The organism is Pseudomonas serboccidentalis (assembly GCF_028830055.1).
GTDB classification, from domain to species: Bacteria; Pseudomonadota; Gammaproteobacteria; order Pseudomonadales; family Pseudomonadaceae; genus Aquipseudomonas; species Aquipseudomonas serboccidentalis.
The window spans coordinates 4,004,326-4,028,416 of record NZ_CP101655.1; the positions used below are offsets into that span (position 1 = coordinate 4,004,326).

18 protein-coding genes are annotated in these 24,091 nt (G+C 60.4%); 7 read left to right on the forward strand and 11 right to left on the reverse strand.

Translation table 11 applies throughout. The features are described from left to right. The first annotated feature begins 74 nt into the window (after positions 1-74). Genes mfd through NN484_RS18305 form a run of 3 tightly spaced genes read left to right on the forward strand, consistent with a single transcriptional unit; the run spans position 75 to position 6,803 of the window. Entirely contained in the window at positions 75-3,524 is a 3,450-nt protein-coding gene (gene mfd / locus NN484_RS18295) for a transcription-repair coupling factor (protein WP_127650256.1), read from the forward strand. 10 nt (positions 3,525-3,534) lie between these two features. Then, positions 3,535-4,101: a CsiV family protein gene (locus tag NN484_RS18300; RefSeq protein WP_127650254.1), complete on the forward strand. Its 567-nt coding sequence runs from the start codon at positions 3,535-3,537 to the stop codon at positions 4,099-4,101. Between the two features lie 11 nt (positions 4,102-4,112). Further along, the gene (locus tag NN484_RS18305; protein ID WP_274657616.1) at positions 4,113-6,803 is read left to right on the forward strand and encodes a DEAD/DEAH box helicase; all 2,691 of its coding nucleotides are present in this window, start codon (positions 4,113-4,115) and stop codon (positions 6,801-6,803) included. 126 nt (positions 6,804-6,929) lie between these two features. On the opposite strand, the gene NN484_RS18310 is transcribed toward NN484_RS18305, so the two are convergent. The 3 genes from NN484_RS18310 to NN484_RS18320 all read right to left on the reverse strand — a co-directional run bounded on the left by NN484_RS18310 (position 6,930) and on the right by NN484_RS18320 (position 9,557). Then, positions 6,930-7,667: an S-methyl-5'-thioinosine phosphorylase gene (locus NN484_RS18310; protein ID WP_274657617.1), complete on the reverse strand. Its 738-nt coding sequence runs from the start codon at positions 7,665-7,667 to the stop codon at positions 6,930-6,932. A gap of 13 nt (positions 7,668-7,680) precedes the next feature. Next, positions 7,681-8,691, reverse strand: a complete 1,011-nt coding sequence (nagZ, locus tag NN484_RS18315; protein ID WP_274657618.1) for a beta-N-acetylhexosaminidase — start codon at positions 8,689-8,691, stop codon at positions 7,681-7,683. Between the two features lie 158 nt (positions 8,692-8,849). Beyond that, a complete protein-coding gene (locus NN484_RS18320; RefSeq protein ID WP_274657619.1) occupies positions 8,850-9,557 on the reverse strand; it encodes a TetR/AcrR family transcriptional regulator in 708 nt (235 codons plus the stop codon). Positions 9,558-9,786: 229 nt separating this feature from the next. On the opposite strand from NN484_RS18320, the gene lexA reads away from it, so the two are divergent. Further along, complete coding sequence (gene lexA, locus NN484_RS18325) at positions 9,787-10,395, forward strand: transcriptional repressor LexA (protein ID WP_003226590.1); 609 nt, start codon at positions 9,787-9,789, stop codon at positions 10,393-10,395. A gap of 10 nt (positions 10,396-10,405) precedes the next feature. Then, positions 10,406-10,879 carry an SOS-induced cell division inhibitor SulA gene (gene sulA / locus NN484_RS18330; RefSeq protein ID WP_215502426.1) on the forward strand — a complete coding sequence of 158 codons (474 nt, stop codon included), beginning with the start codon at positions 10,406-10,408 and terminating at the stop codon, positions 10,877-10,879. A 97-nt stretch (positions 10,880-10,976) separates the two neighbouring features. On the opposite strand, the gene NN484_RS18335 is transcribed toward sulA, so the two are convergent. From NN484_RS18335 to NN484_RS18365, 7 genes are all read right to left on the reverse strand, one after another. Then, positions 10,977-11,210 (reverse strand): hypothetical protein, encoded by a 234-nt coding sequence (locus NN484_RS18335; RefSeq protein ID WP_003226592.1) that lies wholly within the window; start codon positions 11,208-11,210, stop codon positions 10,977-10,979. Between the two features lie 106 nt (positions 11,211-11,316). Beyond that, positions 11,317-11,841 carry a DUF6586 family protein gene (locus tag NN484_RS18340; protein ID WP_127650241.1) on the reverse strand — a complete coding sequence of 175 codons (525 nt, stop codon included), beginning with the start codon at positions 11,839-11,841 and terminating at the stop codon, positions 11,317-11,319. A gap of 143 nt (positions 11,842-11,984) precedes the next feature. Next, positions 11,985-14,615 carry a type I DNA topoisomerase gene (topA, locus tag NN484_RS18345; RefSeq protein ID WP_274657620.1) on the reverse strand — a complete coding sequence of 877 codons (2,631 nt, stop codon included), beginning with the start codon at positions 14,613-14,615 and terminating at the stop codon, positions 11,985-11,987. Positions 14,616-14,729: 114 nt separating this feature from the next. Then, entirely contained in the window at positions 14,730-14,966 is a 237-nt protein-coding gene (locus tag NN484_RS18350) for a DUF1653 domain-containing protein (protein ID WP_007961814.1), read from the reverse strand. 98 nt (positions 14,967-15,064) lie between these two features. Further along, positions 15,065-16,240 (reverse strand): acetyl-CoA C-acyltransferase FadA, encoded by a 1,176-nt coding sequence (fadA, locus tag NN484_RS18355; RefSeq protein ID WP_025111054.1) that lies wholly within the window; start codon positions 16,238-16,240, stop codon positions 15,065-15,067. A gap of 29 nt (positions 16,241-16,269) precedes the next feature. After that, a complete protein-coding gene (gene fadB, locus NN484_RS18360) occupies positions 16,270-18,417 on the reverse strand; it encodes a fatty acid oxidation complex subunit alpha FadB (protein WP_127650237.1) in 2,148 nt (715 codons plus the stop codon). A gap of 527 nt (positions 18,418-18,944) precedes the next feature. Further along, complete coding sequence (locus NN484_RS18365; RefSeq protein ID WP_215502424.1) at positions 18,945-19,382, reverse strand: hypothetical protein; 438 nt, start codon at positions 19,380-19,382, stop codon at positions 18,945-18,947. A gap of 103 nt (positions 19,383-19,485) precedes the next feature. Here NN484_RS18365 and NN484_RS18370 point away from each other — a divergent pair, with 103 nt between their 5' ends. After that, positions 19,486-19,923, forward strand: coding sequence for a universal stress protein (locus tag NN484_RS18370; RefSeq protein ID WP_215502423.1), 438 nt, complete (start codon positions 19,486-19,488; stop codon positions 19,921-19,923). Positions 19,924-20,023: 100 nt separating this feature from the next. On the opposite strand, the gene NN484_RS18375 is transcribed toward NN484_RS18370, so the two are convergent. Continuing rightward, positions 20,024-21,946, reverse strand: a complete 1,923-nt coding sequence (locus NN484_RS18375; RefSeq protein ID WP_127650231.1) for an ATP-binding cassette domain-containing protein — start codon at positions 21,944-21,946, stop codon at positions 20,024-20,026. Positions 21,947-22,160: 214 nt separating this feature from the next. Here NN484_RS18375 and NN484_RS18380 point away from each other — a divergent pair, with 214 nt between their 5' ends. After that, the gene (locus NN484_RS18380) at positions 22,161-24,089 is read left to right on the forward strand and encodes a transglycosylase SLT domain-containing protein (RefSeq protein WP_274657621.1); all 1,929 of its coding nucleotides are present in this window, start codon (positions 22,161-22,163) and stop codon (positions 24,087-24,089) included. Positions 24,090-24,091: the final 2 nt, after the last annotated feature.

Consider the following 24,091-nt stretch of genomic DNA (forward strand, 5'->3'; position numbering starts at 1 on the left):
TCTGCAACTGACAGGCGGCACCGGACGCCGCTACAATTACCGACTTTGTCGCAAAGCCTGGAGCTCAACCTTCCGTGCCCGTTCTGCGTCTACCGCTTCTCCCTGCTGCGGCAGGTAAACAGCATTGGGGCAACCTTCCCGGTGCTGCCCTGAGCCTCGCGATTGCCGAGGCTGCCAGCGCTGCCAAGCGCTTCACCCTGCTACTGACCGCCGACAGCCAGAGTGCCGAACGGCTGGAACAGGAGCTGAGTTTCTTCGCCCCGGATTTGCCCGTTTTGCATTTTCCCGACTGGGAAACCCTGCCCTACGATCTGTTCTCGCCGCACCAGGACATCATTTCCCAGCGCATCGCCAGCTTATACAGGCTGCCGGAACTGGCGCACGGCGTGCTGGTGGTGCCAATCACCACCGCCCTGCACCGCCTGGCGCCGACCAAATTCCTGCTCGGCAGCAGCCTGGTGCTGGATGTCGGACAGAAGCTCGACGTCGAACAGATGCGCTCACGGCTTGAAGCCAGCGGCTATCGCTACGTTGACACGGTCTACGAGCACGGCGAATTCACCGTTCGCGGTGCACTGATCGACCTGTTCCCGATGGGCAGCAAGCTGCCGTATCGGATCGACCTGTTCGACGACGAAATCGAAACCCTGCGTACCTTCGATCCGGAAAACCAGCGCTCTATCGACAAGGTCGATTCGGTCAAGCTGCTGCCGGCTCGGGAATTCCCGCTGCAGAAAGATGCGGTCACCCGCTTCAAGGCGCGTTTCCGCGAACGTTTCGACGTCGACTTCCGGCGCTGCCCAATCTTCCAGGACCTGAGCAGCGGGATTACCCCGGCCGGTATCGAGTACTACCTGCCGCTGTTCTTCGACGAAACCTCGACCCTGTTCGATTACCTGCCGCAGGACACCCAAGTGTTCTCGCTGCCAGGCATCGAGCAAGCGGCGGAAAACTTCTGGAACGACGTGCGCAATCGCTACGAAGAGCGTCGCGTCGATCCTTCGCGTCCTTTATTGCCGCCCGCCGAATTGTTCCTGCCGGTGGAAGACTGCTTTGCCCGGCTCAAGAACTGGCCGCGCGTGGTCGCCAGCCAACAGGACGTGGAAACCGGCGCTGGCCGTGAACGCTTCCCGGCCCAGGCGCTGCCGAATCTGGCGATCGAAGCCAAGGCCACGCAACCGCTGGCGGCGCTTTCAGCATTCCTCGACGAATTCCCCGGACGCGTGCTGTTCACCGCCGAATCGGCGGGCCGTCGCGAAGTCCTGCTGGAGCTGTTGGAACGCCTGAAGCTGCGCCCGAAAACCGTCGACAGCTGGCCGGACTTCGTCAGCAGCAAGGATCGCCTGGCGATCACCATTGCCCCGCTCGACGAAGGCCTGATGCTCGACGACCCGGCGCTGGCGCTGGTGGCCGAGAGCCCGCTGTTCGGTCAACGGGTCATGCAGCGTCGCCGTCGGGAGAAACGCGCCGATGCCAACAACGATGCGGTGATCAAGAACCTCACCGAACTGCGCGAAGGCGCGCCGGTGGTGCACATCGATCACGGTGTCGGGCGCTATCTGGGCCTGACGATTCTGGAAATCGACAATCAGGCCGCCGAGTTCCTCACCCTGGAGTACGCCGAGAACGCCAAGCTCTACGTGCCGGTGGCCAACCTGCACCTGATCGCGCGCTACACCGGTAGCGATGACGCACTGGCGCCACTGCACCGCCTCGGCTCCGAAACATGGCAGAAAGCCAAGCGCAAAGCTGCCGAACAGGTGCGCGACGTTGCCGCCGAACTGCTCGACATCTACGCCCGCCGCGCTGCTCGCGAAGGCTACGCGTTTGCCGACCCGAAAGCCGATTACGCCACGTTCAGCGCCGGTTTCCCGTTCGAAGAAACCCCGGACCAGCAAGCGACTATCGAAGCGGTGCGCGAAGACATGCTCGCACCAAAACCGATGGACCGCCTGGTCTGCGGCGACGTGGGTTTCGGCAAGACCGAAGTCGCGATGCGCGCGGCGTTCATCGCCGTGCACGGCGGCCGTCAGGTGGCGATTCTGGTGCCGACCACCCTGCTCGCCCAGCAACACTACAACAGCTTCCGCGACCGTTTCGCCGACTGGCCGGTGACCGTGGAGGTGATGAGCCGCTTCAAGTCGGCCAAGGAAGTCAACGCCGCAATCGCCGACTTGGCGGAAGGCAAGATCGACATCGTCATCGGCACGCACAAGTTGCTGTCCGACGATGTGAAGATCAAAAACCTCGGCCTGGTGATCATCGACGAAGAACACCGCTTCGGTGTCCGTCAGAAAGAACAGCTCAAGGCCCTGCGCAGCGAAGTCGACATTCTGACGCTGACCGCCACGCCGATTCCGCGCACGCTGAACATGGCGGTGTCGGGCATGCGCGACCTGTCGATCATTGCCACGCCACCGGCGCGACGCCTGTCGGTGCGCACCTTCGTCATGGAGCAGAACAAGAGCACGGTCAAAGAGGCCCTGTTGCGTGAACTGCTGCGCGGCGGTCAGGTTTACTATCTGCACAACGACGTGAAGACCATCGAGAAGTGCGCGGCGGATCTTGCCGAACTGGTGCCAGAAGCACGGATTGGCATCGGCCATGGGCAGATGCGTGAACGCGAACTCGAACAGGTGATGAGCGACTTCTATCACAAGCGCTTCAACGTGCTGATCGCCTCGACCATCATCGAGACCGGCATCGACGTGCCAAGCGCCAACACCATCATCATCGAGCGCGCCGACAAGTTCGGCCTGGCGCAGTTGCACCAGTTGCGTGGCCGCGTCGGCCGTAGCCACCACCAGGCTTACGCTTACCTGCTGACCCCGCCGCGCCAGCAAATTACCTCGGATGCGGAAAAGCGTCTGGAAGCGATCGCCAACACTCAGGACCTCGGTGCCGGTTTCGTGCTGGCGACCAACGACCTGGAAATCCGTGGCGCTGGCGAACTGCTCGGCGATGGTCAGAGCGGTCAGATCCAGGCCGTGGGCTTCACGCTGTATATGGAAATGCTCGAGCGCGCGGTGAAGTCGATCCGCAAGGGCGAGCAGCCGAACCTCGATCAACCGCTTGGCGGTGGCCCGGAAGTCAACCTGCGCGTGCCGGCGCTGATTCCGGAAGACTATCTGCCGGATGTTCATGCACGCCTGATTCTCTACAAGCGCATCGCTTCGGCCACCGACGAGGAGGGCCTGAAGGACCTGCAAGTCGAGATGATCGACCGTTTCGGCCTGCTGCCGGAGCCAACCAAGAATCTGGTGCGCATTACCGCGCTGAAGTTGCAGGCCGAGCAGTTGGGCATCAAGAAGGTCGATGGCGGCCCGCAAGGTGGGCGCATCGAGTTCGCCGCGCAGACGCCGGTCGACCCGATGACCTTGATCAAACTGATCCAGACTCAGCCAAAACGCTACAAATTCGAAGGCGCCACGATGTTCAAGTTCCAGGTGCCGATGGAGCGCCCGGAAGAGCGCTTTAATACTGTAGAGGCGCTGTTCGAGCGCCTCCTCCCGAAAACTGTTTGAAGGACGCCGCATGCGCCTGTTTCGCTCACTGACTTTGCTACTGACCTTCGTAGCACCGATGGCGTTTGCCGATGACCTGTATCAGGTCGAAATGATTCTGGTGCGGCAGAACGCCGTGCCGGCCATCATCAGCCGCGCTGCACCGGAAGACTGGGCCGCCGGCGCCCAACGCCTGGACGCTGCCAGCCAGCGCACGCCCGCTCTGGGTGAGATTGCCAGCAGACTCAGCGCCAGCGGCGATTACAGTGTGCTGCTGCACAAAGCCTGGCAGCAGACGCTCGGCGAGGCACCGACCAAGGTCGCCGTCAGCGACGGCAAGGAACAGTTCGGTCAGTTCCCGATCGAGGGCACTCTGGAAATGAAACTCGGACGCTTCACCGATGTGAACGCCGACTTCTGGGTCAACCAGATCGACGCCAACGGCATGGTCACCGCCAGCGAACACCTGAAGCAGGACAGCCACACCAAAAACGGCCAGCTCAACTATCTCGACAACGGCCACCTGGCCCTGCTGATCAAGATTACCTCCCTGACGGCGCCCGCCCCACGGCAAGCCCCTGAAGCGATTCCGGACTGATCGAAGTCCTTATGTCCCCGCCCCTGAGTAAACCGTTGGCGCCCTCCTGGGTCAGCCGATTCAAGGAACAGAGCCTGGAGCGTGGCCGCCGTTACGCCCTGGAGAATCGAGTCCGCATCGCCCAGGTCGGCGACGCCACCATCACCGCCAGTTGCGAAGGCTCTGGCGGTAACGTCTACCGTCAGACCATTCACCTGCGCGAGTCAGCCAAAGGCACCCTGCTGCTGGTTGACGCTGCTTGCACGTGCCCGGTGCGCAACAACTGCAAACACTGCGCAGCGGTACTGCTGCAAGTGCAGGAAACCCTCGAATACCCTGCCGCCGCAAAAGACGCTGAACTGCTGGAAAAGCTCCAGGCCGTTCTGGAAAACCGCAACCCCAAGGCACCGCCGCAAGTGCTGGTAGACAACGTGCAACCGGTGCCACGCCTGTGGCTGGCGAGCGTCGAGTTCAGTGCGTTCGAACCGCGCAACGGCAAGATGCAGCGTTACATCCAGCATCGGGCGGCGCTGTCGTTCAGCTATCTGGATGAATACGTCAGCGGGCAGAAAAACAGCGACATCCTGATCCGCCAGGAAGCGCAGACCCTGCGGATAAAACGCCACCCCGAAGTGGAACAATCCTACCGCGAACAGTTACGCATCCTCGGCTTCCGCATCGCCACCCGCCAGAGCAAAGCCCTGCCGGAAAGCGCCGGCGAGCTGTACGAGATGGTCAACGACAGCGCCTGGCTGACGTTCACCCTCAACGAACTACCAAAGCTGCGCACCCAAGGCTGGGAATTGCAGATCGACGAGGAATTCGGTTTCGATCTGACCGCCGTCGACGACTGGTACGCCACCGTCGAACAGACGCCGGAGCGCGACTGGTTCGATTTGGAACTGGGGATCATCGTCAACGGCGAACGCCTCAGCCTGCTGCCGATCCTGCTCAACCTGATGCGCTCGCACACAGAAATCCTCAACCCTGAACGCCTGGCGCGCCGGCGCGATGACGAGCTGATTCTGGTCAACATTCCGCAGCGCAACAGCGAACACGGGCCGCTGCAGGTGGCCCTGCCCCTTGGCCGATTGAAACCGGTATTGGCAACGCTGGGCGAGTTCTACTTGCAGGAACCGGGCGAAACCACCCTGCGCCTGAGCAAGGCCGACGCCACGCGGCTCAACTCGCTGGAAGGCATTCCACTGCTGTGGGAGGGCGGCGAACAGATCCGCAGTTTCGCCCAACGCCTGCGCGACATCCGTGATTACACCGCCAAGGCACCAAAGGGCTTGAACGCGACGTTGCGTCCTTATCAGCTCGAAGGGTTGAGCTGGATGCAGTCCTTGCGTCAGCTTGAGGTCGGCGGGATTCTCGCGGACGACATGGGTCTGGGTAAAACCCTACAGACTCTGGCGCATATTCTCAGCGAGAAAAACGCCGGACGCCTGGACCGACCGTGCATGGTGGTCATGCCCACCAGCCTGATTCCGAATTGGCTCGACGAAGCCGCGCACTTCACGCCGCAACTGAAAGTGGTCGCGCTGTACGGTGCCAGCCGTAAAAAGCATTTCGACCATCTGGCCGAGTTCGACCTGATCCTGACCACCTACGCGTTGCTGCCCAAGGACGTCGAACGGCTGGCGCAACAGCCTTTGCACGTACTGGTGCTGGACGAAGCCCAGTACATCAAGAATCCCAACAGCAAAGCAGCGCAGGCTGCCCGCGAACTCAACGCGCGTCAGCGCCTGTGCCTGAGCGGTACGCCGCTGGAAAACCACCTCGGTGAGCTGTGGTCGCTGTTCCACTTTCTGCTGCCCGGCTGGCTCGGCGATGTCAAAAACTTCAATGCCGACTACCGCGTGCCCATCGAAAAACGCGCCAGCGAAGTCAGACTTCAGCACCTCAATGGTCGGATAAAACCGTTTCTGCTGCGCCGCACCAAGGAGCAGGTGGCCACTGAGCTGCCGCCCAAGACCGAGATCATCCACTGGGTCGAACTCAACGAAGCGCAGCGCGACGTGTACGAGACCATGCGCTTGGCGATGGACAAGAAAGTCCGCGACGAGATCACCCGCAAGGGCGTGGCGCGCAGCCAGATCATCATTCTCGAAGCCTTGCTCAAGCTGCGTCAGGTCTGCTGCGATCTGCGCCTGGTCAACGATGCCACCCTGCCCGCTCGCGGCAGCACCTCCGGCAAACTCGACAGCCTGATGGAGATGCTCGAGGAGCTGTTCGAGGAGGGCCGACGGATTCTGTTGTTCTCGCAGTTCACCTCGATGCTGTCACTGATCGAAGACGAGCTGAAAAAGCGCAATGTCGCCTACTCCCTGCTGACCGGCCAGACCCGGGATCGACGCACGCCAGTGAAGGAATTCCAGAGCGGCAAGCGTCAGATCTTTCTGATCAGCCTGAAGGCCGGCGGCGTCGGCTTGAACCTGACCGAAGCGGACACGGTGATTCATTACGACCCGTGGTGGAACCCGGCGACCGAGAACCAGGCAACCGACCGCGCCTATCGGATCGGCCAGGAGAAACCGGTGTTCGTTTACAAGATGATTGCCCGGGGCACGGTGGAAGAGAAGATTCAGCACCTGCAGAAGGAAAAGTCTGACCTGGCAGCGGGCGTCCTGGATGGGCGCAAGGCCGGGGACTGGAAACTGCAGAGCGATGAAATCGAAGCGCTGTTTGCACCGTTGCCGGACAAGCTCGACAAGCGCTGAGATCGTTGGCGTCTATTAGATCGTCTTCGCGAGCAGGCTCGCTCCTACAATTGATCTGTGGTGGTCACAAATCTCCTGTAGGAGTGAGCCTGCTCGCGATGCAGTCGACTCGGTCTAAAGCCTGGATCAGCCCTTGAGCACTCGCGCCAACGTCGACTTCACCTTGCCTATTCCGTCATGCAGCGCCTGCTCGATCTCGGCCATGGTGATCACCGCTGTGGTCTTGCCCGCTGCCGGGTTCACCACCAGCGAGAGGCAGGCATAGTCCAGGTCCAGCTCACGAGCCAGTGCGGCCTCAGGCATACCGGTCATGCCAACGATGTCGCAGCCGTCACGCTCCAGTCGCACGATCTCCGCCACGGTTTCCAGACGCGGGCCCTGAGTGCAGGCGTACACGCCTTGATCGCTGTATTCGCAGCCTTCGGCAGCCAGCGCGGCGATCAATTGCTGACGCAGCGGCTCGCTATAAGGGAAGCTGAAGTCGATGTGGGTAACGTGCTCCAGATCGTCGGCGAAAAATGTGTGTTCACGCCCACTGGTGTAATCGACGATCTGATGCGGCACGCAAAAATGTCCGGTGCCCATGGCCGGGTGAATCCCGCCCACCGCGTTGACCGCGATGATCGCCTCGGCACCGGCCTGCTTCAGTGCCCAAAGGTTGGCGCGGTAGTTGACCTTGTGCGGCGGGAAACGGTGCGGATGACCGTGACGGGCGAGGAACAGCACTTCCTTGCCGGCGTACTCGCCGATCTGCACGTCAGCCGACGGCGCACCATAAGGCGTATCCACCGCCAGGGACTGGCGAATGCTCAAGCCTTCGAGCTGGGTCAGGCCAGTGCCACCGATGATTGCGTAAACCGTCATAACGAATGAGTCCTTAATCGATCAATTGAGCGTCTTTGAGCGCGCCGATGGCGGTGAGCCAACGCGGATCCTGACGGTAGTCGGTGCTGGCGAACGCCTGTCCGCGCATCCGCGCAATGCGCGCGGACGGCTTGACCTTCATCCGTTGCGCGGCGCTCAGGGCCAGTTCGGCCGCCGCACGATCGTTGCACACCAGGCCCATGTCGCAACCTGCACTGAGCGCGGCTTCGATACGGCTGGCAGCATCACCGACCACATGTGCGCCGGCCATCGACAGGTCGTCGCTGAAGATCACGCCGTCGAACTGCAACTCGCCACGCAGGATGTCCTGCAACCAGCGACGGGAGAACCCGGCCGGTTGCGAATCGATTTGCGGATAGATGACGTGCGCCGGCATGACCGCCGCCAGTTGCTTGCTGAGTCGGGCAAATGGCACGAGGTCCTTGGCGCGGATCTCGTCGAGGCTGCGCTCGTCGTTCGGGATCGCGACATGGGAGTCGGCTTCAGCCCAACCGTGACCGGGGAAATGCTTGCCGGTAGCGGCCATGCCGGCGCTGTTCATGCCGCGAATAAACGCTCCGGCGAGCAAAGCAGCGCGCTCGGGATCACCCTCGAACGAACGGGTGCCGACCACGGCGCTGCGCTGGTAATCCAGATCCAGCACCGGAGCGAAACTCAGGTCGAGGCCGACCGCCAGCACTTCGGTGGCCATGATCCAGCCACACTGCTCGGCGAGGTATTCGGCATTTGGATTGTCGGCAATGGCGCGCATCGCCGGCAGTCGCACGAAGCCCTGACGCAGGCGCTGCACGCGACCGCCCTCTTGATCCACCGCCAGCAACAGATCCGGGCGAATCGCGCGGATCGCGGCGCTCAGCTCCCGCACCTGCCGCGGATGCTCGATGTTGCGAGCAAAAATGATCAGGCCGCCCACTTCGGGCTGACGCAACAATTGGCGATCCTCGGCCGTCAGCCAGGTACCGGCGACGTCCACCATCAACGAGCCTTGCAGGCCAGCAGTCATAGAGATTCCTTGAAAACGAAAAACCCGTCCCGCACGACATCGCCACCGAGGGCAATGCCCGGCAGGTTGGCGATGGTCATGGGAGACGGGTTCAAAACGAGAGTCGGCATGGGCGGCTAGCTTAGCGGATGTAAACTGCCGCGCCCACCCGTGTGCGGTTAAACCTTGGCGGCCACCGGGGTCGATTTGCTGCGAGGACGCAGTTGCGCGGTTGCCATGGCCGGGTCGGTGACACCGCTTTCGGCACGCATGCCGGCTGCGAGGAACGGCACCATCAGGCGCATCACCTGTTCGATTGAGGTGTTGACGCCGAAGTCAGTCTCGGCAATCGCACGCAAGGCCTTTATCCCCGACATGCTGAACGCCGCAGCACCGAGCATGAAGTGCACGCGCCAGAACAGCTCGATAGGTGGAATGCGCGGCGCTGCTTCATTGACCAACAGCATGTAGCGACGGAATACCTTGCCGTACATGTCTTCCAGGTAACGACGCAGGTGACCCTGACTCTGGCTGAACGCCAAGCCAAGCAAGCGCATGAAGATCGACAGGTCGTTACCGCTGCGCGGCTGAACAACCAGCGCCTGCTCAACGAGGATTTCCAGCAGCTCTTCAAGCGTCGGCTTGATTTCAGGCTTGGCCTGACGCCGCTCCAGCTCTTTGTCGAGACTGAGGCAGAACGGCCCGAGGAAGCGCGAGAAAACCGCCTGGATCAGCGCCTTTTTGGAGCCGAAATGATAGTTCACCGCCGCCAGGTTGACGCCGGCCTTGCTGGTGATCAAACGCAATGAGGTTTCGGCGAAACCTTTCTCCGCGAACAACTGCTCGGCAGCATCAAGAATGCGTTCAACGGTTTCCGACTGGGCCATGGCTACTCCGCCTGACAAACACTTGTTTGAAACATACGTTTCAGCCTGTGCCTTGTCAAGCCTGCCAGTTCGTTTTGGGAATGGTCGGTCAGCTATTTAACCACACTCGCCCGACGCATTAATAAGCACGGCAGCCGACCGTCCGGCGGCCTGCAAAAAAACGGGCATTGCCAAGACCGCTTCACTGTATATAATCCCAGTCACTGTATAAAAAGACAGAGCGATCAATATGCTAAAGCTGACGCCACGCCAAGCCGAGATTCTGGCCTTTATCAAACGCTGCCTCGAAGACAACGGCTACCCGCCAACCCGCGCGGAAATCGCTCAGGAGCTGGGCTTCAAGTCGCCCAACGCGGCAGAGGAGCACCTCAAGGCTCTCGCCCGCAAAGGCGCCATCGAGATGACCCCCGGCGCCTCTCGTGGCATTCGAATCCCGGGCTTCGAAGCCAAGGCCGACGACTCCACCCTGCCGATCATTGGCCGGGTCGCTGCCGGTGCTCCGATCCTCGCCCAGCAGCACATCGAAGAATCCTGCAACATCAACCCGGCCTTCTTCCATCCCCGCGCCGATTACCTGCTGCGCGTACACGGCATGAGCATGAAGGACATCGGCATTTTCGACGGTGACCTGCTGGCGGTGCATACCACCCGCGAAGCACGCAATGGTCAGGTCGTCGTGGCACGCATCGGCGATGAAGTGACCGTCAAGCGCTTCAAGCGCGAAGGCAGCAAGGTCTGGCTGATTGCCGAAAACCCTGAGTTCGCCCCTATCGAAGTCGACCTGAAAGATCAGGAACTGGTGATCGAAGGCTTGAGTGTCGGCGTAATCCGCCGCTAAAGGAGGCTTTATGCAGTTCCCACACACACCTCAGCAAACACAACTGCCTTTATTCGAAGCGTTTCTGGCACAACCGATGGCGCCGACCCTGAAAGACGTGGTCGAGCGCCCCTGGAATGCCGAACCGGAAGTATTCAGTGAGCTGTCACTGCGCGGTGCGGCGGGGAACTGCCTGAACCTGCTCGCCCCGATCCTTCGCGAATTGAGCGAGGATCAGGACGCGCGCTGGCTGACGCTGATCGCCCCTCCCGCCAGCCTGACCCAGACCTGGCTGCGCGAGGCCGGCCTGAACCGCGAACGCATCCTGCTACTGCAGCCGCGGGGCACGCAAAGCGCTCAGCAACTGGCCTGCGAAGCACTGCGCCTGGGTCGTAGCCATACGGTGGTGACCTGGCTCAACCCGCTGAACACCGGCTCGCGGCAACAGCTGATCAGCGCTGCACGCACGGGCGACGCTCAGAGCTTGAACATTCGATTGGGTTGATTCACTTGTAACGCGCGCTGTGTGAAGCGCATGGCTTCTCCAGGGACAGAGAAGCCGACTTGATGCGGTATCGGCAAACGCCGAAAAGCAGCGGGGATCAGTGAAGAACCCGCGGCCCCTCTTCCTTATCAAATTCGCCTTCAACCATGCGACCGGCCATCTGCACGCCGACGCTCAACATCGCTTTGGCGATTTCCACGTGCTGGCCTTGCAGGAACGCCTTGGCATCCTCGGAGAAATCCAGCGTCACCAGAGAACCCTCGTCCTCAGCCCTGCGCAGTTCGATTCGGCCGTCTGGTAACTCGACAATTTCTAGAAAGGACGTTGGCATATAGGTCTGTTCTCCACGAAAGGCAGGGATTATATAGACATCATTCAGGCTTCGCTCGGGATCTTGACCAGCAGCATGTTTCAGATTGCCACCGTGTCAATTGTCCTCAGCATTCGTTCAAGCCTTCGCGAAAACGGATCGCCAGACCTTTGAGATTCTGCCGCCAGCTCTCCAGCTCTTCGCGACTCAACTCCTGCGGCGCCTCTTCTTCGTCCAGATTAACCGCCTGAATCAATGGCTGTGTCACATCGCCTTTTGGCTTGTGTGGAACCCGTGGCGGCTGGAACAACGCCGAATGCGCCGCCAGCAGTTTTGCCAGCCAGGTTTCAGGATTGCCGGCCAGCTCCACCATCTCGGCCAACTCAGGGATCGCAATCGATTCCAGAACTTCGCGAGTCAGTAGCGTCTCTGCCCGTGGCGCATTGGCCTGAGGCAGTCGGTAGAAACCGGCAATCTCATGGCATAACCCCAGGAGCGCGCCGTAGAGGTGAAACAACGCCGATTCACGCCCTGCCTGAATCAACGCCAACGCGTTCATCGCCCGGCCTTCTTCGGCGCGGGCCAGAGCTTCCAGCGACAGGCCGGCGAAATAGATCTTCTGATTGGTGCGGGTATAGAGTTCGTGCGCCATGCCGGCAGTCTCCACAGCGAAATAATTGCGTCACACAGGCCGGACAGTGTCATGGATCAGCCGATCCTACCGCAAGCACAAAACAAAAAGGCCGCATGAAAACCCGAGGGTCATCATGCGGCCTTTGTGTATCTGACTAGCGCTTAGTCAGCCTTGGCTTTCGTGCGTTTGTCTTCAACGGTCCACTTGCCACCGTCGTAGAACGCTTTCCAGCCGGTAGGCTTGCCGTCGACCTCGGTCTGCACGTATTGCTCTTTGGTCTTGCGGCTGTAGCGGATGACCGCTGGCAGACCATCAGGATCCTTCTGCGGCGCATCGCACAGGAAGTGATACTTCGGATCGATCTCGTCCTTGTGCGGCAGAATCTCGATCACCAGCGGAGCACGGGTCTCGCGGTTTTTCGGGAACTGACTGGCCGCCAGGAACAGACCGGAAGCACCGTCGCGCAGGATGTAGGTGTCGTTGACCTTCTCGCATTTGAGCTCAGGCATCTTCACCGGATCCATCTTCGGCGGTGCCGCATCACCGCTCTTCAGCAGTTTGCGGGTGTTCTTGCAGGTCGGGTTGGTGCAACCAAAGAACTTGCCGAAACGGCCGGTCTTGAGCTGCATCTCGCTGCCACACTTGTCGCATTCCAGGCTCGGGCCTTCATAGCCCTTGATGCGGTAGTTGCCCTCTTCGATTTCGTAGCCAGCGCAATCCGGGTTGTTACCGCAGATGTGCAGCTTGCGCTTCTCGTCGAGCAGGTAGGCGTCCATCGCCGTGCTGCAGATCGGGCAGCGATGCTTGCCGCGCAGTACCAGCGATTCGGACTCGCCCTCGTCGTCCGCCGCAATCTCGTCGCCTGGCACCAGATTGACGGTGGCCTTGCAGCGCTCTTTCGGCGGCAGACTGTAACCCGAGCAACCGAGGAATACACCGGTCGATGCGGTACGGATCTGCATCGGACGGCCGCATGTGGTGCACGGAATGTCAGTCATGACCGGCTGATTGGCACGCATGCCGTTGTCCGGATTCTCCGCCACTTCAAGCTTCTTCTTGAAGTCGCCGTAGAACTCGTCCAGCACGTTCTTCCAGTCGCGCTCACCCTGAGCCACGTCATCGAGGTTCTCTTCCATGCCGGCGGTGAAACCGTAGTCCATGAGGTTCGAGAAGCTCTCCGACAGACGCTCGGTGACGATGTCACCCATCTTTTCCGAGTAGAAACGACGGTTGTGCAGGGTCACATAGCCGCGATCCTGAATGGTCGAAATGATCGCTGCATAGGTCGAAGGACGGCCGATGCCGCGCTTTTCCATTTCCTTGACCAGGCTGGCTTCGGAGTAACGCGCCGGCGGTTTGGTGAAGTGCTGGGACGGATCAAGCTTGATCAGCTTCATCACGTCGCCCTGTGCCATGTCCGGCAGAACGTCGTCATCGCCAGGCTTGGCGATCTGCGGCAGAACGCGGGTGTAACCGTCGAACTTGAGGATACGGCCCTTGGCACGCAGCTCGAAGTCGCCAGCGGCCACGCTGACGGTGGTCGACAGGTATTGCGCCGGCAGCATCTGGCAAGCGAGGAACTGGCGCCAGATCAGCTCGTAGAGGCGCTCAGCATCACGCTCCATGCCCGCCAGCTTGCTCGGCGTGGTGTTGGCGTCGGAAGGACGAATCGCTTCGTGAGCCTCTTGCGCGCCTTCCTTGCTGCTGTAGACGTTTGGCGTTTCCGGCAGGTACTTCTTGCCGAACTCGTCTTCGATGTAGGTACGCGCCATCGCCACGGCGTCAGCCGAGAGGTTGGTCGAGTCGGTACGCATATAAGTGATGTAGCCGGCTTCGTACAAACGCTGGGCCATCATCATGGTTTTCTTCACGCCGAAACCCAGGCGGTTACTCGCGGCCTGCTGCAGGGTGGACGTGATGAACGGTGCCGACGGCTTGCTGCTGGTCGGCTTGTCTTCGCGCTTGACGATGCTGTAGCTGGAAGACTTGAGCTTCTCCAGCGCGGCCATGGCCTGGGCTTCGTTCAGCGGCTTGAAGGCTTCGCCCTTCTCACGCGCCACCTCGAAACGCACGGTCGAGCCCTTGGCGGTGCCAAGGTCGGCGTGCACTTCCCAGTACTCTTCCGGGTTGAACGCACGGATCTCGCGCTCACGCTCGACCACCAGCTTCACGGCAACCGATTGCACACGACCGGCCGACAGGCCACGGGCAATCTTGGCCCACAGCAGCGGCGAGACCATGTAGCCCACGACGCGGTCGAGGAAACGACGCGCCTGCTGAGCATTCACACGATCGATGTCCAGCTCGCCCGGCTCGGAGAAGGCTTCCTGAATCGCCTTCTTGGTGATTTCGTTGAACACCACGCGCTTGTAGCGGCTGTCGTCACCACCGATGGCTTCGCGCAGGTGCCAGGCAATGGCTTCCCCCTCGCGATCCAAGTCGGTTGCGAGATAGATGGTGTCAGCATCCTTGGCGAGCCGGCGCAGCTCTTCGATGACCTTCTCTTTGCCCGGGAGGATCTCGTACTTGGCTTTCCAGCCATGATCGGGATCGACACCCATGCGCGAGACCAGTTGCTTGCGCGCCTTCTCTTTCGGCGTGAGCACCGGCCCTTCGCCCGCGGCAGCCTTGCCGCGCTTGGCGGCCGGCTCTTTGCTGGCGCTAGCCGAACCGCTGGTGGGCAGGTCTCGGATATGGCCGATACTCGACTTCACCACGTATTGGTTGCCCAGATACTTGTTGATGGTCTTGGCCTTAGCCGGGGATTCCACAATGACCAGCGATTTGCCCATGGATCAGAAAATTCCTGAATTCTAGAAGTGAAAGGCGGTTGGCGCCTGACGCGGCACCGCTATATATAGTGGCTACAAGGTGAGGTCAAGCACAGGGTTCTGTGCGCACTCGCCTTATGCCTTGGAAAAAAGGCTCGGTTCGGCTTGCACCAAAGCAAAGCGTGGCACCTGCTCGCCGTCAACCTCGACCGACTCGACGAACATGCTCAAAGGGCGTACCCAGAAGCCGTAATCGCCATACAGGGCTTGGTAAAAGACCACTTCCTCTTCGGTCTCGGAATGCCGCGCAACACTGAATACGCGGTACTGCGGACCTTTGTAATGTTGGTAGAGCCCAGGTTGTATCGGCATGCTTCGGCCCTCACTCAAATTTTTTCAAAATAAATACAAAAATAAATCCCAAAAACAAAAACCGGGGCACTTGGCCCCGGCTTCCATCGACGAGACGCTTAAACGCGTTCGAAGACGGTGGAGATGCCTTGGCCGAGACCAATGCACATAGTGGCCACCCCGAAGGTGCCGCTATTCTGCTTCATCACGTTCAGCAAGGTGCCGGAGATACGGGCACCGGAGCAACCGAACGGGTGACCCAGGGCGATCGCGCCGCCGTGCAGGTTAACCTTCTCGTTCATCTTGTCGAGTACTTTCAGATCTTTCAGCACTGGCAGGGCCTGTGCAGCGAAAGCTTCGTTGAGCTCGAAGAAGTCGATATCGTTGATGCCAAGGCCCGCACGTTTCAGGGCTTTTTGTGTAGCCGGCACTGGACCATAGCCCATGATCGCCGGATCCACACCCGCCACTGCCATCGAACGGATCACGGCCATCGGCTGGATCCCCAGGTCCTGCGCACGCTGCGCCGACATCACGATCATGCACGAAGCACCATCGGTGATCTGCGACGAAGTGCCGGCCGTCACGGTGCCGCCCTTTGGATTGAAGGCAGGTTTGAGGGCCGCCAGACTTTCCAGGGTGGTTTCCGGACGAATGGTTTCGTCGTAGTCGAACAGCTTCAGGAAGCCGTTTTCGTCGTAGCCCTGCATCGGGATGATTTCGTCTTTGAACTTGCCTTCCACCGTCGCTTTATGGGCGAGCTGGTGGGAGCGCACGCCAAAGGCGTCCTGCTGCTCACGGGTGATGCCGTGCATCTTGCCAAGCATTTCCGCGGTCAGACCCATCATGCCCGAGGCTTTCGCCGCGTACAGCGACATGTGCGGGTTCGGATCGACACCGTGCATCATGCTCACGTGGCCCATATGCTCGACGCCGCCAACCACGAACACGTCACCGTTACCGGTCATGATCGCTTGCGCAGCAGTGTGCAAAGCACTCATCGACGAGCCACACAGACGGCTGACGGTCTGGCCGGCCGAGGTGTGCGGGATCTGGGTCATCAGCGACGCCATGCGCGCGATGTTCCAGCCCTGCTCCAGGGTCTGGTTGACGCAGCCCCAGATCACGTCCTCGACTTCAGCAGGATCGACCTTGGTGTTGCGTTCCAGCAATTTGCTGATCAGGTGTGCCGACATGTCTTCGGCGCGGGTGTTGCGGTGCATGCCGCCCTTGGAGCGGCCCATCGGAGTACGACCGAAGTCGACAATCACGACGTCTCTAGGATTCAAGCTCATAAGTTCACTCTCACTCTAGTTGGGGGCGCTTAACCGAAGAAGCTTTGGCCGTTCTTGGCCATTTCGCGCAGCTTCGCGGTCGGGTGGTACAGCGCGCCCAAATCAGCGTACTGGTCAGCCAGGGCAACGAACTCGGCAACACCGATCGAATCGATGTAGCGCAGCGCACCGCCACGGAATGGAGGGAAACCGATACCGTAGACCAGACCCATGTCGGCTTCGGCGGCGGTTTCAACGATGCCGTCTTCCAGGCAACGCACGGTTTCCAGGCACAACGGGATCATCATCCAGTTGATGATGTCTTCGTCAGTGACTTCGCGCTGCTCGTAAACGATCGGCTTGAGCACTTCCAGCACCGACGGATCGGCGACTTTCTTCTGCTTGCCTTTCTTGTCGGCTTCGTAGGCGTAGAAGCCCTTGCCGTTCTTCTGGCCCAGACGCTTGGCTTCGTAAAGCACGTCGATGGCCGAGCGACGGTCATCCTTCATGCGATCCGGGAAGCCTTCAGCCATGACGTCACGACCGTGGTGACCGGTGTCGATACCGACTACGTCCATCAGGTACGCCGGGCCCATCGGCCAGCCGAATTTTTCCATGACCTTGTCGATACGGACGAAGTCCACACCGGCGCTGACCAGCTTGGCGAAACCGCCGAAGTACGGGAACAGAACGCGGTTGACCAGGAAGCCCGGGCAGTCGTTGACGACGATCGGGTTCTTGCCCATTTTCTTGGCGTAGGCAACGGTGGTTGCAATCGCCAGCTCGCTGGACTTCTCGCCACGGATCACTTCCACCAGCGGCATCATGTGCACCGGATTGAAGAAGTGCATGCCGACGAAGTTTTCCGGACGCTTGAGGGCCTTGGCCAGCAGGCTGATGGAAATGGTCGAGGTGTTGGACGCGAGGATGGTGTCCTCTTTGACCTTGTCTTCGACTTCAGCCAGCACGGCTTGCTTGACCTTCGGGTTCTCGACCACGGCTTCTACAACCAGGTCGACGTGACCGAAGTCGCCGTAGGACAGGGTCGGACGAATGCCGTTGAGCACTTCAGCCATTTTCGCGGCGGTCATGCGACCTTTGTCAACGCGGCCAACCAGCAGCTTGGCGGCTTCAGCCAGGCCCTGCTCGATACCGTGCTCGTTGATGTCCTTCATCAGGATCGGCGTACCTTTGGAGGCCGACTGATAGGCGATACCGCCACCCATGATGCCGGCGCCCAGTACGGCAGCCTGCTTCACGTCCTTGGCGATTTCGTCGTAGGCCTTGGCCTTTTTCTTCAGTTCCTGATCGTTCAGGAACAGACCGATCAAGCTCTGCGCGGCAGAAGTCTTGGCCAGTTTGACGAAACCGGCGGCTTCGACTTCCAGCGCCTTGTCACGACCGAAGTTCGCGGCTTTCTGGATGGTCTTGATCGCTTCAACCGGCGCCGGGTAGTTCGGGCCAGCCTGACCGGCCACGAAACCTTTGGCGGTTTCGAAGGCCATCATTTGTTCAATGGCGTTCAACTTGAGTTTTTCAAGTTTCGGCTGACGCTTGGCCTTGTAATCGAACTCGCCGGAGATAGCGCGCTTGATCAGTTCAAGGGCAGCTTCCTGCAGCTTCTCGGGAGCAACCACGGCGTCGACGGCGCTGACTTTCAGCGCGTCTTCAGGGCGGTTTTCCTTGCCGGCGGCAATCCACTCGATGGCGTTATCGACGCCGATCAGGCGCGGCAGACGCACGGTACCGCCGAAGCCTGGGTAGATGCCCAGTTTGACTTCCGGCAGGCCGATCTTGGCCTTGGTCGACATGACGCGGTAGTCCGCTGCCAGGCACATTTCCAGACCGCCACCGAGGGCAATGCCGTTGATCGCAGCCACGGTCGGAACGTTGAGGTCTTCGAAATCGCTGAAGATCTTGTTGGCTTCGAGATTGCCAGCAACCAGCTCGGCATCCGGCAGCTTGAAGTTCTCGACAAATTCGGTGATGTCGGCGCCGACGATGAACACGTCCTTGCCACTGCTGACGATCACGCCCTTGATCGAAGCATCTGCCTTGATGGTGTCCACGGCCTGACGCAGTTCGTTCAGGGTAAGACGGTTGAACTTGTTGACGGACTCACCCTTGAGGTCGAATTTCAATTCGACGATGCCACTTTCAAGAGCTTTAACCGTGATGGCTTTACCTTCGTAAATCATCAACTGATCTCCACGATATGGAAGCTGAACAGTACACGTCGGACGCAGGTAAATGGCTCGGCAGGACGCTTTTTCGTCGATGCTGACGCCAATCCACCCGGCACACCCGCCAACGCGATAGTCGGGATTCTGTAGGAGCAGTCTGTAAGACAAACGCTCAATTCATACGCCCGTTTGATTTGGGTACGTCACCTTCACGGAATTTCCGACAATTGTCAATCGCCCAAAATACGGGTTGAAATGCGACTTTGCGGTCACTTCCGTCGCACGCAGACCTGCAACACGGCGCTGCATGCAAAGCCATTCATAGAATCAATAGTTAGAAAAGTCGCCCTAATTCACAGCGGGCCTTGTTTAACAGGCTACGCTGGCTGGACTACAGGGAGATTCGCTGACCCCGTAACGTCGAGTCAGCGATAAAAACAGTTACCGGCCTGCCTGGCCACCCCGCCCGATGAATCATGTCGGGCTTTTTATTGCTCGTCTGCCGGACCCTCACCACCCTTGCAGTGGGAAAAGTCCGCGAGTCATGCCAGCGCTTTCAGAGTCGCATCAATATCCTGCAAAACCGCGGCTTCGCCCTTCTCGCCCCAGTACAAGGCGATCATCTGCTTGTCGGCCTCGACCTTGAACACATTGCCTGGCAACTTTTCGAAATGATTGAGCAGCGCCCGGTCTTCGCAGACTTCCTGCCATTGATTGACCCACACCCCCGGCGACTTCTGCCAGTAGGTCCAGCACGCTGGCTGACTGCCACGGCGCGGTCGATGGTATTGCGCACACGGGCTGGGAGGCTCCTGAGACAGCCAGTGCGGCCATTCCTGAGGCGCCAGTTGCATGGCCAGCCCGATACGCCGCGCTTCCATGCGCAGGGCCATGCGGCCACTCTGCACGCGCGATGGACGCAACCATGCCAATGGACTCAGGACCACCAGCAGGATTGACACCACTAACCAGACCGTCATATCTCTACTCCCGACTTAAGGTGAGCGCATTGTGTCACTTTGGAACCAATGCGCTTGAAACCAGCCATACTTAACAATATTGAACCGTCACGAGGAGCACCTCATGCCCTACTCCCATATCCTGGTCGCCGTAGATCTGACCGAAGAGTGCGACCCTGTGATCCACCGCGCCCGAGAGCTGTCGGTGAGCAATGGCGCCAAGCTGTCGCTGGTGCATATCGTCGAACCGATGGCGATGGCGTTCGGTGGCGACGTGCCGATGGATCTGTCACAACTGCAACAACAGCAGTTCGATCAGGCCAAGGAGCGCATGGAGCGCCTGAAAGCCAAATACGCGGAGCTTGAAAGTGCCAACTGCCACCTGACCTATGGCCAGCCACGCCAGGAAATCCATCATTTCGCCAAGGAAAACCACTGCGACCTGATCGTGGTCGGCAGCCATGGCCGCCATGGTTTGGCGCTGTTGCTCGGGTCGACCGCCAATGATGTGCTGCACGGTGCACCTTGCGATGTACTGGCGGTACATCTGGTCAAACACTGAAACGCTGCCACATTTGATCTGCATCAGCCTGCAGATCGCATTACATATGAAAAGCCCGGCGTTCATCACTGAACGCCGGGCTTTTTCATGACTGGATCAGTCAGGCATCCAGCTCGGCCCAACGCTCCACCAGTGCATCCAGCTCAGCCTGCAACTGCTCCAGCGAAGCAATCACCTTGGCCGTCTCGGCCGGCGGCCGCTGATAGAAACCGGCTTCGGCCATTTCAGCCTCGACGGCTGCGATCTGCTGTTCCTTGGCATCGATGTCGCCCGGCAACGCTTCCAGCTCACGCTGCAGCTTGTAGCTCAGCTTCTTCTTGGCCGCCGGCGCGGCAGCAGCAGGCGCAGCCACTGGCGCTGGCTCAGCGGTGACTACCGCCGAATTCAGGTCAGCCTTGCCCGACTTGCTCTCGGTCACGCCCAGCAGACGCGGCGAGCCGCCCTGACGGATCCAGTCCTGATAACCACCGACGTATTCACGTACCTTGCCTTCACCTTCGAAGACCAGGGTGCTGGTCACCACGTTGTCGAGGAATGCCCGGTCGTGGCTGACCATCAGCACGGTGCCGTTGAAGGTCAGCAGCACTTCTTCGAGCAGTTCGAGGGTTTCCACGTCGAGGTCGTTGGTCGGTTCGTCGAGTACCAGCAGGTTCGCCGGCTTGCTGAACAGTTTCGCCAACAGCAAGCGCGCACGCTCACCACCGGACAGCGCCTTGACCGGCGTGCGGGCACGCTGCGGGCTGAACAGGAAGTCACCGAGATAGCTCAGCACGTGGCGGCTCTGGCCGTCGATGTCGATGAAGTCGCGACCTTCGGCGACGTTGTCGATCACGGTCTTTTCCAGATCCAGCTGATGACGCAGCTGGTCGAAGTAGGCCACGTCGATCCGGGTGCCCTCTTCCACTGTGCCGCTGGTCGGTTGCAGACCGTTGAGCATCAACTTGAGCAGGGTGGTCTTGCCGGTACCGTTGGCGCCGAGCAGGCCGATACGGTCGCCGCGCTGCAGGACCATCGAGAAGTCCTTGATCAGGTACGGACCGTCCGGGTGATGGAAGCTGACATTTTCCAGCACCATCACTTGCTTGCCGGACTTGTCGGCGGTTTCCAGCTGGATGTTGGCCTTGCCGGTGCGCTCGCGACGCTCGCTGCGCTCAACGCGCAGGGCTTTCAGGGCGCGAACACGGCCTTCGTTACGGGTCCGACGGGCCTTGATACCCTGGCGGATCCACACCTCTTCCTGAGCCAGACGCTTGTCGAACAGCGCGTTGGCGGTTTCTTCAGCGGCCAGCGCGGCTTCTTTGTGCACCAGGAAGCTGGCGTAATCGCCGTTCCAGTCGATCAGGCCGCCGCGATCGAGTTCGAGGATGCGCGTGGCGAGGTTTTGCAGGAAAGAACGGTCGTGCGTGATGAACAGCACGGCGCCCTGGAAATCCTTCAGGGCTTCTTCGAGCCAGGCAATCGCACCGATGTCCAGGTGGTTGGTCGGTTCGTCGAGCAGCAGCAGATCCGGTTCGGACACCAGCGCCTGCGCCAGCAGCACGCGACGACGCCAGCCGCCGGACAACTCGGCGAGGGTCTTGTCGGCCGGCAGTTGCAGGCGGCTCAAGGTGCTGTCGACCAGGGTCTGCAAGCGCCAGCCATCACGGGCTTCGAGGTCGTGCTGGACGTGCATCAGCTTGTCCAGATCGGCATCGGTGACGATGTTCTGGCTCAGGTGATGGTATTCGGCGAGCAAGGCGCCAACGCCGTCCAGGCCCTCGGCAACCACGTCGAACACGGTCCGCCCGTCGGCCACTGGCAATTCCTGCGGCAATTCGCCGATTTTCAGACCGGGGGCACGCCACACCGAGCCGTCATCGGGCTTCTGGTCGCCCTTGACCAGCTTCATCATGCTGGATTTGCCGGTGCCGTTGCGGCCGATGATGCACACCCGCTCACCACGGGCGATCTGCCAGGACACCTTGTCCAACAACGGCATCGCGCCGAATGCAAGGGACACATCGCTGAATTTGAGCAGGGTCATGAGCTTCTCCAAAAACCGGGCGCGCATTCTACCTGAGTTAGGCCCTCAACAGGCCGGCAATTTGTCCGCTGAAGCACTCTGCACAACATTTGTTGCGAACTTGTGCTGCGAGACCGGCAAAGCTTTCGCCCGTTGCTGGCAAAAGGCTAAGCTACAGACAATTCAGTGCTGGCCGCGGCCGGTGCTTGTCATGATTTCTCTGCCCGGATGTCTCATGCGCAGTCGCCTTTTCAGTGTCTTGTCCTGTTTGCTACTTACCGCCGCTGCCGCTCAATCCGCCCAGGCGGTGGACCTGTCCACCCAACGCCAGTATTACGATGAGGCCAAGCGCGCCCTGGCCAAGGGTGATACCGGCCCGTACTTCCGTTACAGCCAGGCCCTGGCCGATTACCCGCTGGAACCGTACCTGGCCTACGACGAACTGACCGCGCGTCTGAAGACCGCGAGCAACGCCGAGATCGAGAAATTTCTCGCCGAGCACGGCGATCTGCCCCAGGCCAACTGGATGAAGCTGCGCTGGTTGCGCTGGCTCGCCGACCGTGGCGACTGGGCGACCTTCGTCAAGTATTACGACCCGAAACTCAACTTCACTGAACTGGACTGCCTGAATGCGCAGTACCAGATCAGCAGCGGCCACAAGGCCGAGGGTTACGCCAACGCCGACAAACTGTGGCTGACCGGCAAATCGCAACCGGCCGCCTGTGACGGGCTGTTCGGGATCTGGGCCGCCGACGGCCAGTTGACCGAACAAAAACGCTGGGAGCGCACCAAACTCGCCGCCCAGGCGCGCAACTATCCACTGGCCAACAGTCTGGTCAACGGCCTGACCACCCTCGCCCCGCGCGGTCGTCTGCTGGTGGATGTGGCGCAGAAACCCGAGCTTCTCAATCAGCCATCGCGCTTTGCCCCGACCGACGAGCCGATGTCCGACGTGGTCAGTCTCGGCCTGCGTCGCCTCGCCCGTCAGGATCCGGACAAGGCCATGGCCCTGCTCGACGGTTATGCCAGCAGCATGCACTTCTCCCGTGACGAGAAAGTGGCGATCGCCCGGGAAATCGGCCTGACCCTGGCCCGGCGCTTCGACAGCCGCGCGCTGGACGTGATGACCAAATACGACCCGGAACTGCGCGACAACACCGTTTCCGAATGGCGTCTGCGTTTGCTGCTGCGTCTGGCCCGCTGGGACGATGCCTACCAGTTAACCCGTCGCCTGCCGCAGGATCTGGCGATCACCAACCGCTGGCGTTACTGGCAGGCCCGTAGCCTGGAACTGGCGCAGCCACAGAACCCGGAAGCGCAGACGCTGTACAAGAATCTGGCAAAGGAACGCGACTTCTATGGCTTCCTGGCCGCCGACCGCTCGCAACTGCCTTACTCGCTGATGAACAAGCCGCTGGTACTCAGTCAGGCGACCATCAACAAGGTGCGTAACACGCCTGGCGTGCGTCGCGCCCTGGAATTCCATGCCCGTGGGCAGATCGTCGACGGTCGCCGCGAGTGGTATCACGTCAGCCGCCATTTCAATCGTGAAGAAATGGTCGCCCAGGCCAAGCTGGCCTACGACCTGAAATGGTATTTCCCGGCCATCCGCACCATCAGTCAGGCGCAATACTGGGACGACCTGGACATCCGCTTCCCGATGGCGCACCGCGACACGCTCGTGCGTGAAGCCAAGACGCGTGGCCTGCATTCGAGCTGGGTGTTCGCCATCACTCGTCAGGAAAGCGCGTTCATGGACGACGCTCGCTCCGGCGTCGGCGCCAGCGGCCTGATGCAACTGATGCCGGGCACCGCCAAGGAAACCGCGCGCAAATTCAGCATCCCGCTGGCCTCGCCGCAGCAAGTGCTCGATCCGGACAAGAACATCCAGCTCGGCGCCGCTTACCTGAGCCAGGTGCACAGCCAGTTCAACGGCAACCGCGTCCTCGCCTCTGCCGCCTACAACGCCGGCCCAGGCCGTGTGCGCCAGTGGCTGCGCGGCGCCGATCACCTGAGTTTCGACGTATGGGTGGAAAGCATCCCGTTCGACGAAACCCGCCAATACGTACAGAACGTGCTGTCGTACTCGGTGATCTACGGGCAGAAGCTCAATTCGCCGCAGCCGCTGGTGGATTGGCATGAGCGGTATTTTGATGATCAATAATC

Excerpts from the sequence above, each read along its gene's own strand:
- fadA (WP_025111054.1), bottom strand. The coding sequence starts at position 16,240 with ATGAGCTTGAATCCTAGAGACGTCGTGATTGTCGACTTCGGTCGTACT.
- fadB (WP_127650237.1), bottom strand. The coding sequence starts at position 18,417 with ATGATTTACGAAGGTAAAGCCATCACGGTTAAAGCTCTTGAAAGTGGC.
- nagZ (WP_274657618.1), bottom strand. The coding sequence starts at position 8,691 with ATGACTGCTGGCCTGCAAGGCTCGTTGATGGTGGACGTCGCCGGTACC.
- NN484_RS18375 (WP_127650231.1), bottom strand. The coding sequence starts at position 21,946 with ATGACCCTGCTCAAATTCAGCGATGTGTCCCTTGCATTCGGCGCGATG.
- NN484_RS18305 (WP_274657616.1), top strand. The coding sequence starts at position 4,113 with ATGTCCCCGCCCCTGAGTAAACCGTTGGCGCCCTCCTGGGTCAGCCGA.
- NN484_RS18320 (WP_274657619.1), bottom strand. The coding sequence starts at position 9,557 with ATGGCCCAGTCGGAAACCGTTGAACGCATTCTTGATGCTGCCGAGCAG.
- lexA (WP_003226590.1), top strand. The coding sequence starts at position 9,787 with ATGCTAAAGCTGACGCCACGCCAAGCCGAGATTCTGGCCTTTATCAAA.
- NN484_RS18365 (WP_215502424.1), bottom strand. The coding sequence starts at position 19,382 with ATGACGGTCTGGTTAGTGGTGTCAATCCTGCTGGTGGTCCTGAGTCCA.
- NN484_RS18300 (WP_127650254.1), top strand. The coding sequence starts at position 3,535 with ATGCGCCTGTTTCGCTCACTGACTTTGCTACTGACCTTCGTAGCACCG.
- NN484_RS18380 (WP_274657621.1), top strand. The coding sequence starts at position 22,161 with ATGCGCAGTCGCCTTTTCAGTGTCTTGTCCTGTTTGCTACTTACCGCC.
- NN484_RS18340 (WP_127650241.1), bottom strand. The coding sequence starts at position 11,841 with ATGGCGCACGAACTCTATACCCGCACCAATCAGAAGATCTATTTCGCC.
- NN484_RS18350 (WP_007961814.1), bottom strand. The coding sequence starts at position 14,966 with ATGCCGATACAACCTGGGCTCTACCAACATTACAAAGGTCCGCAGTAC.
- NN484_RS18335 (WP_003226592.1), bottom strand. The coding sequence starts at position 11,210 with ATGCCAACGTCCTTTCTAGAAATTGTCGAGTTACCAGACGGCCGAATC.
- topA (WP_274657620.1), bottom strand. The coding sequence starts at position 14,615 with ATGGGCAAATCGCTGGTCATTGTGGAATCCCCGGCTAAGGCCAAGACC.
- NN484_RS18310 (WP_274657617.1), bottom strand. The coding sequence starts at position 7,667 with ATGACGGTTTACGCAATCATCGGTGGCACTGGCCTGACCCAGCTCGAA.
- NN484_RS18370 (WP_215502423.1), top strand. The coding sequence starts at position 19,486 with ATGCCCTACTCCCATATCCTGGTCGCCGTAGATCTGACCGAAGAGTGC.
- sulA (WP_215502426.1), top strand. The coding sequence starts at position 10,406 with ATGCAGTTCCCACACACACCTCAGCAAACACAACTGCCTTTATTCGAA.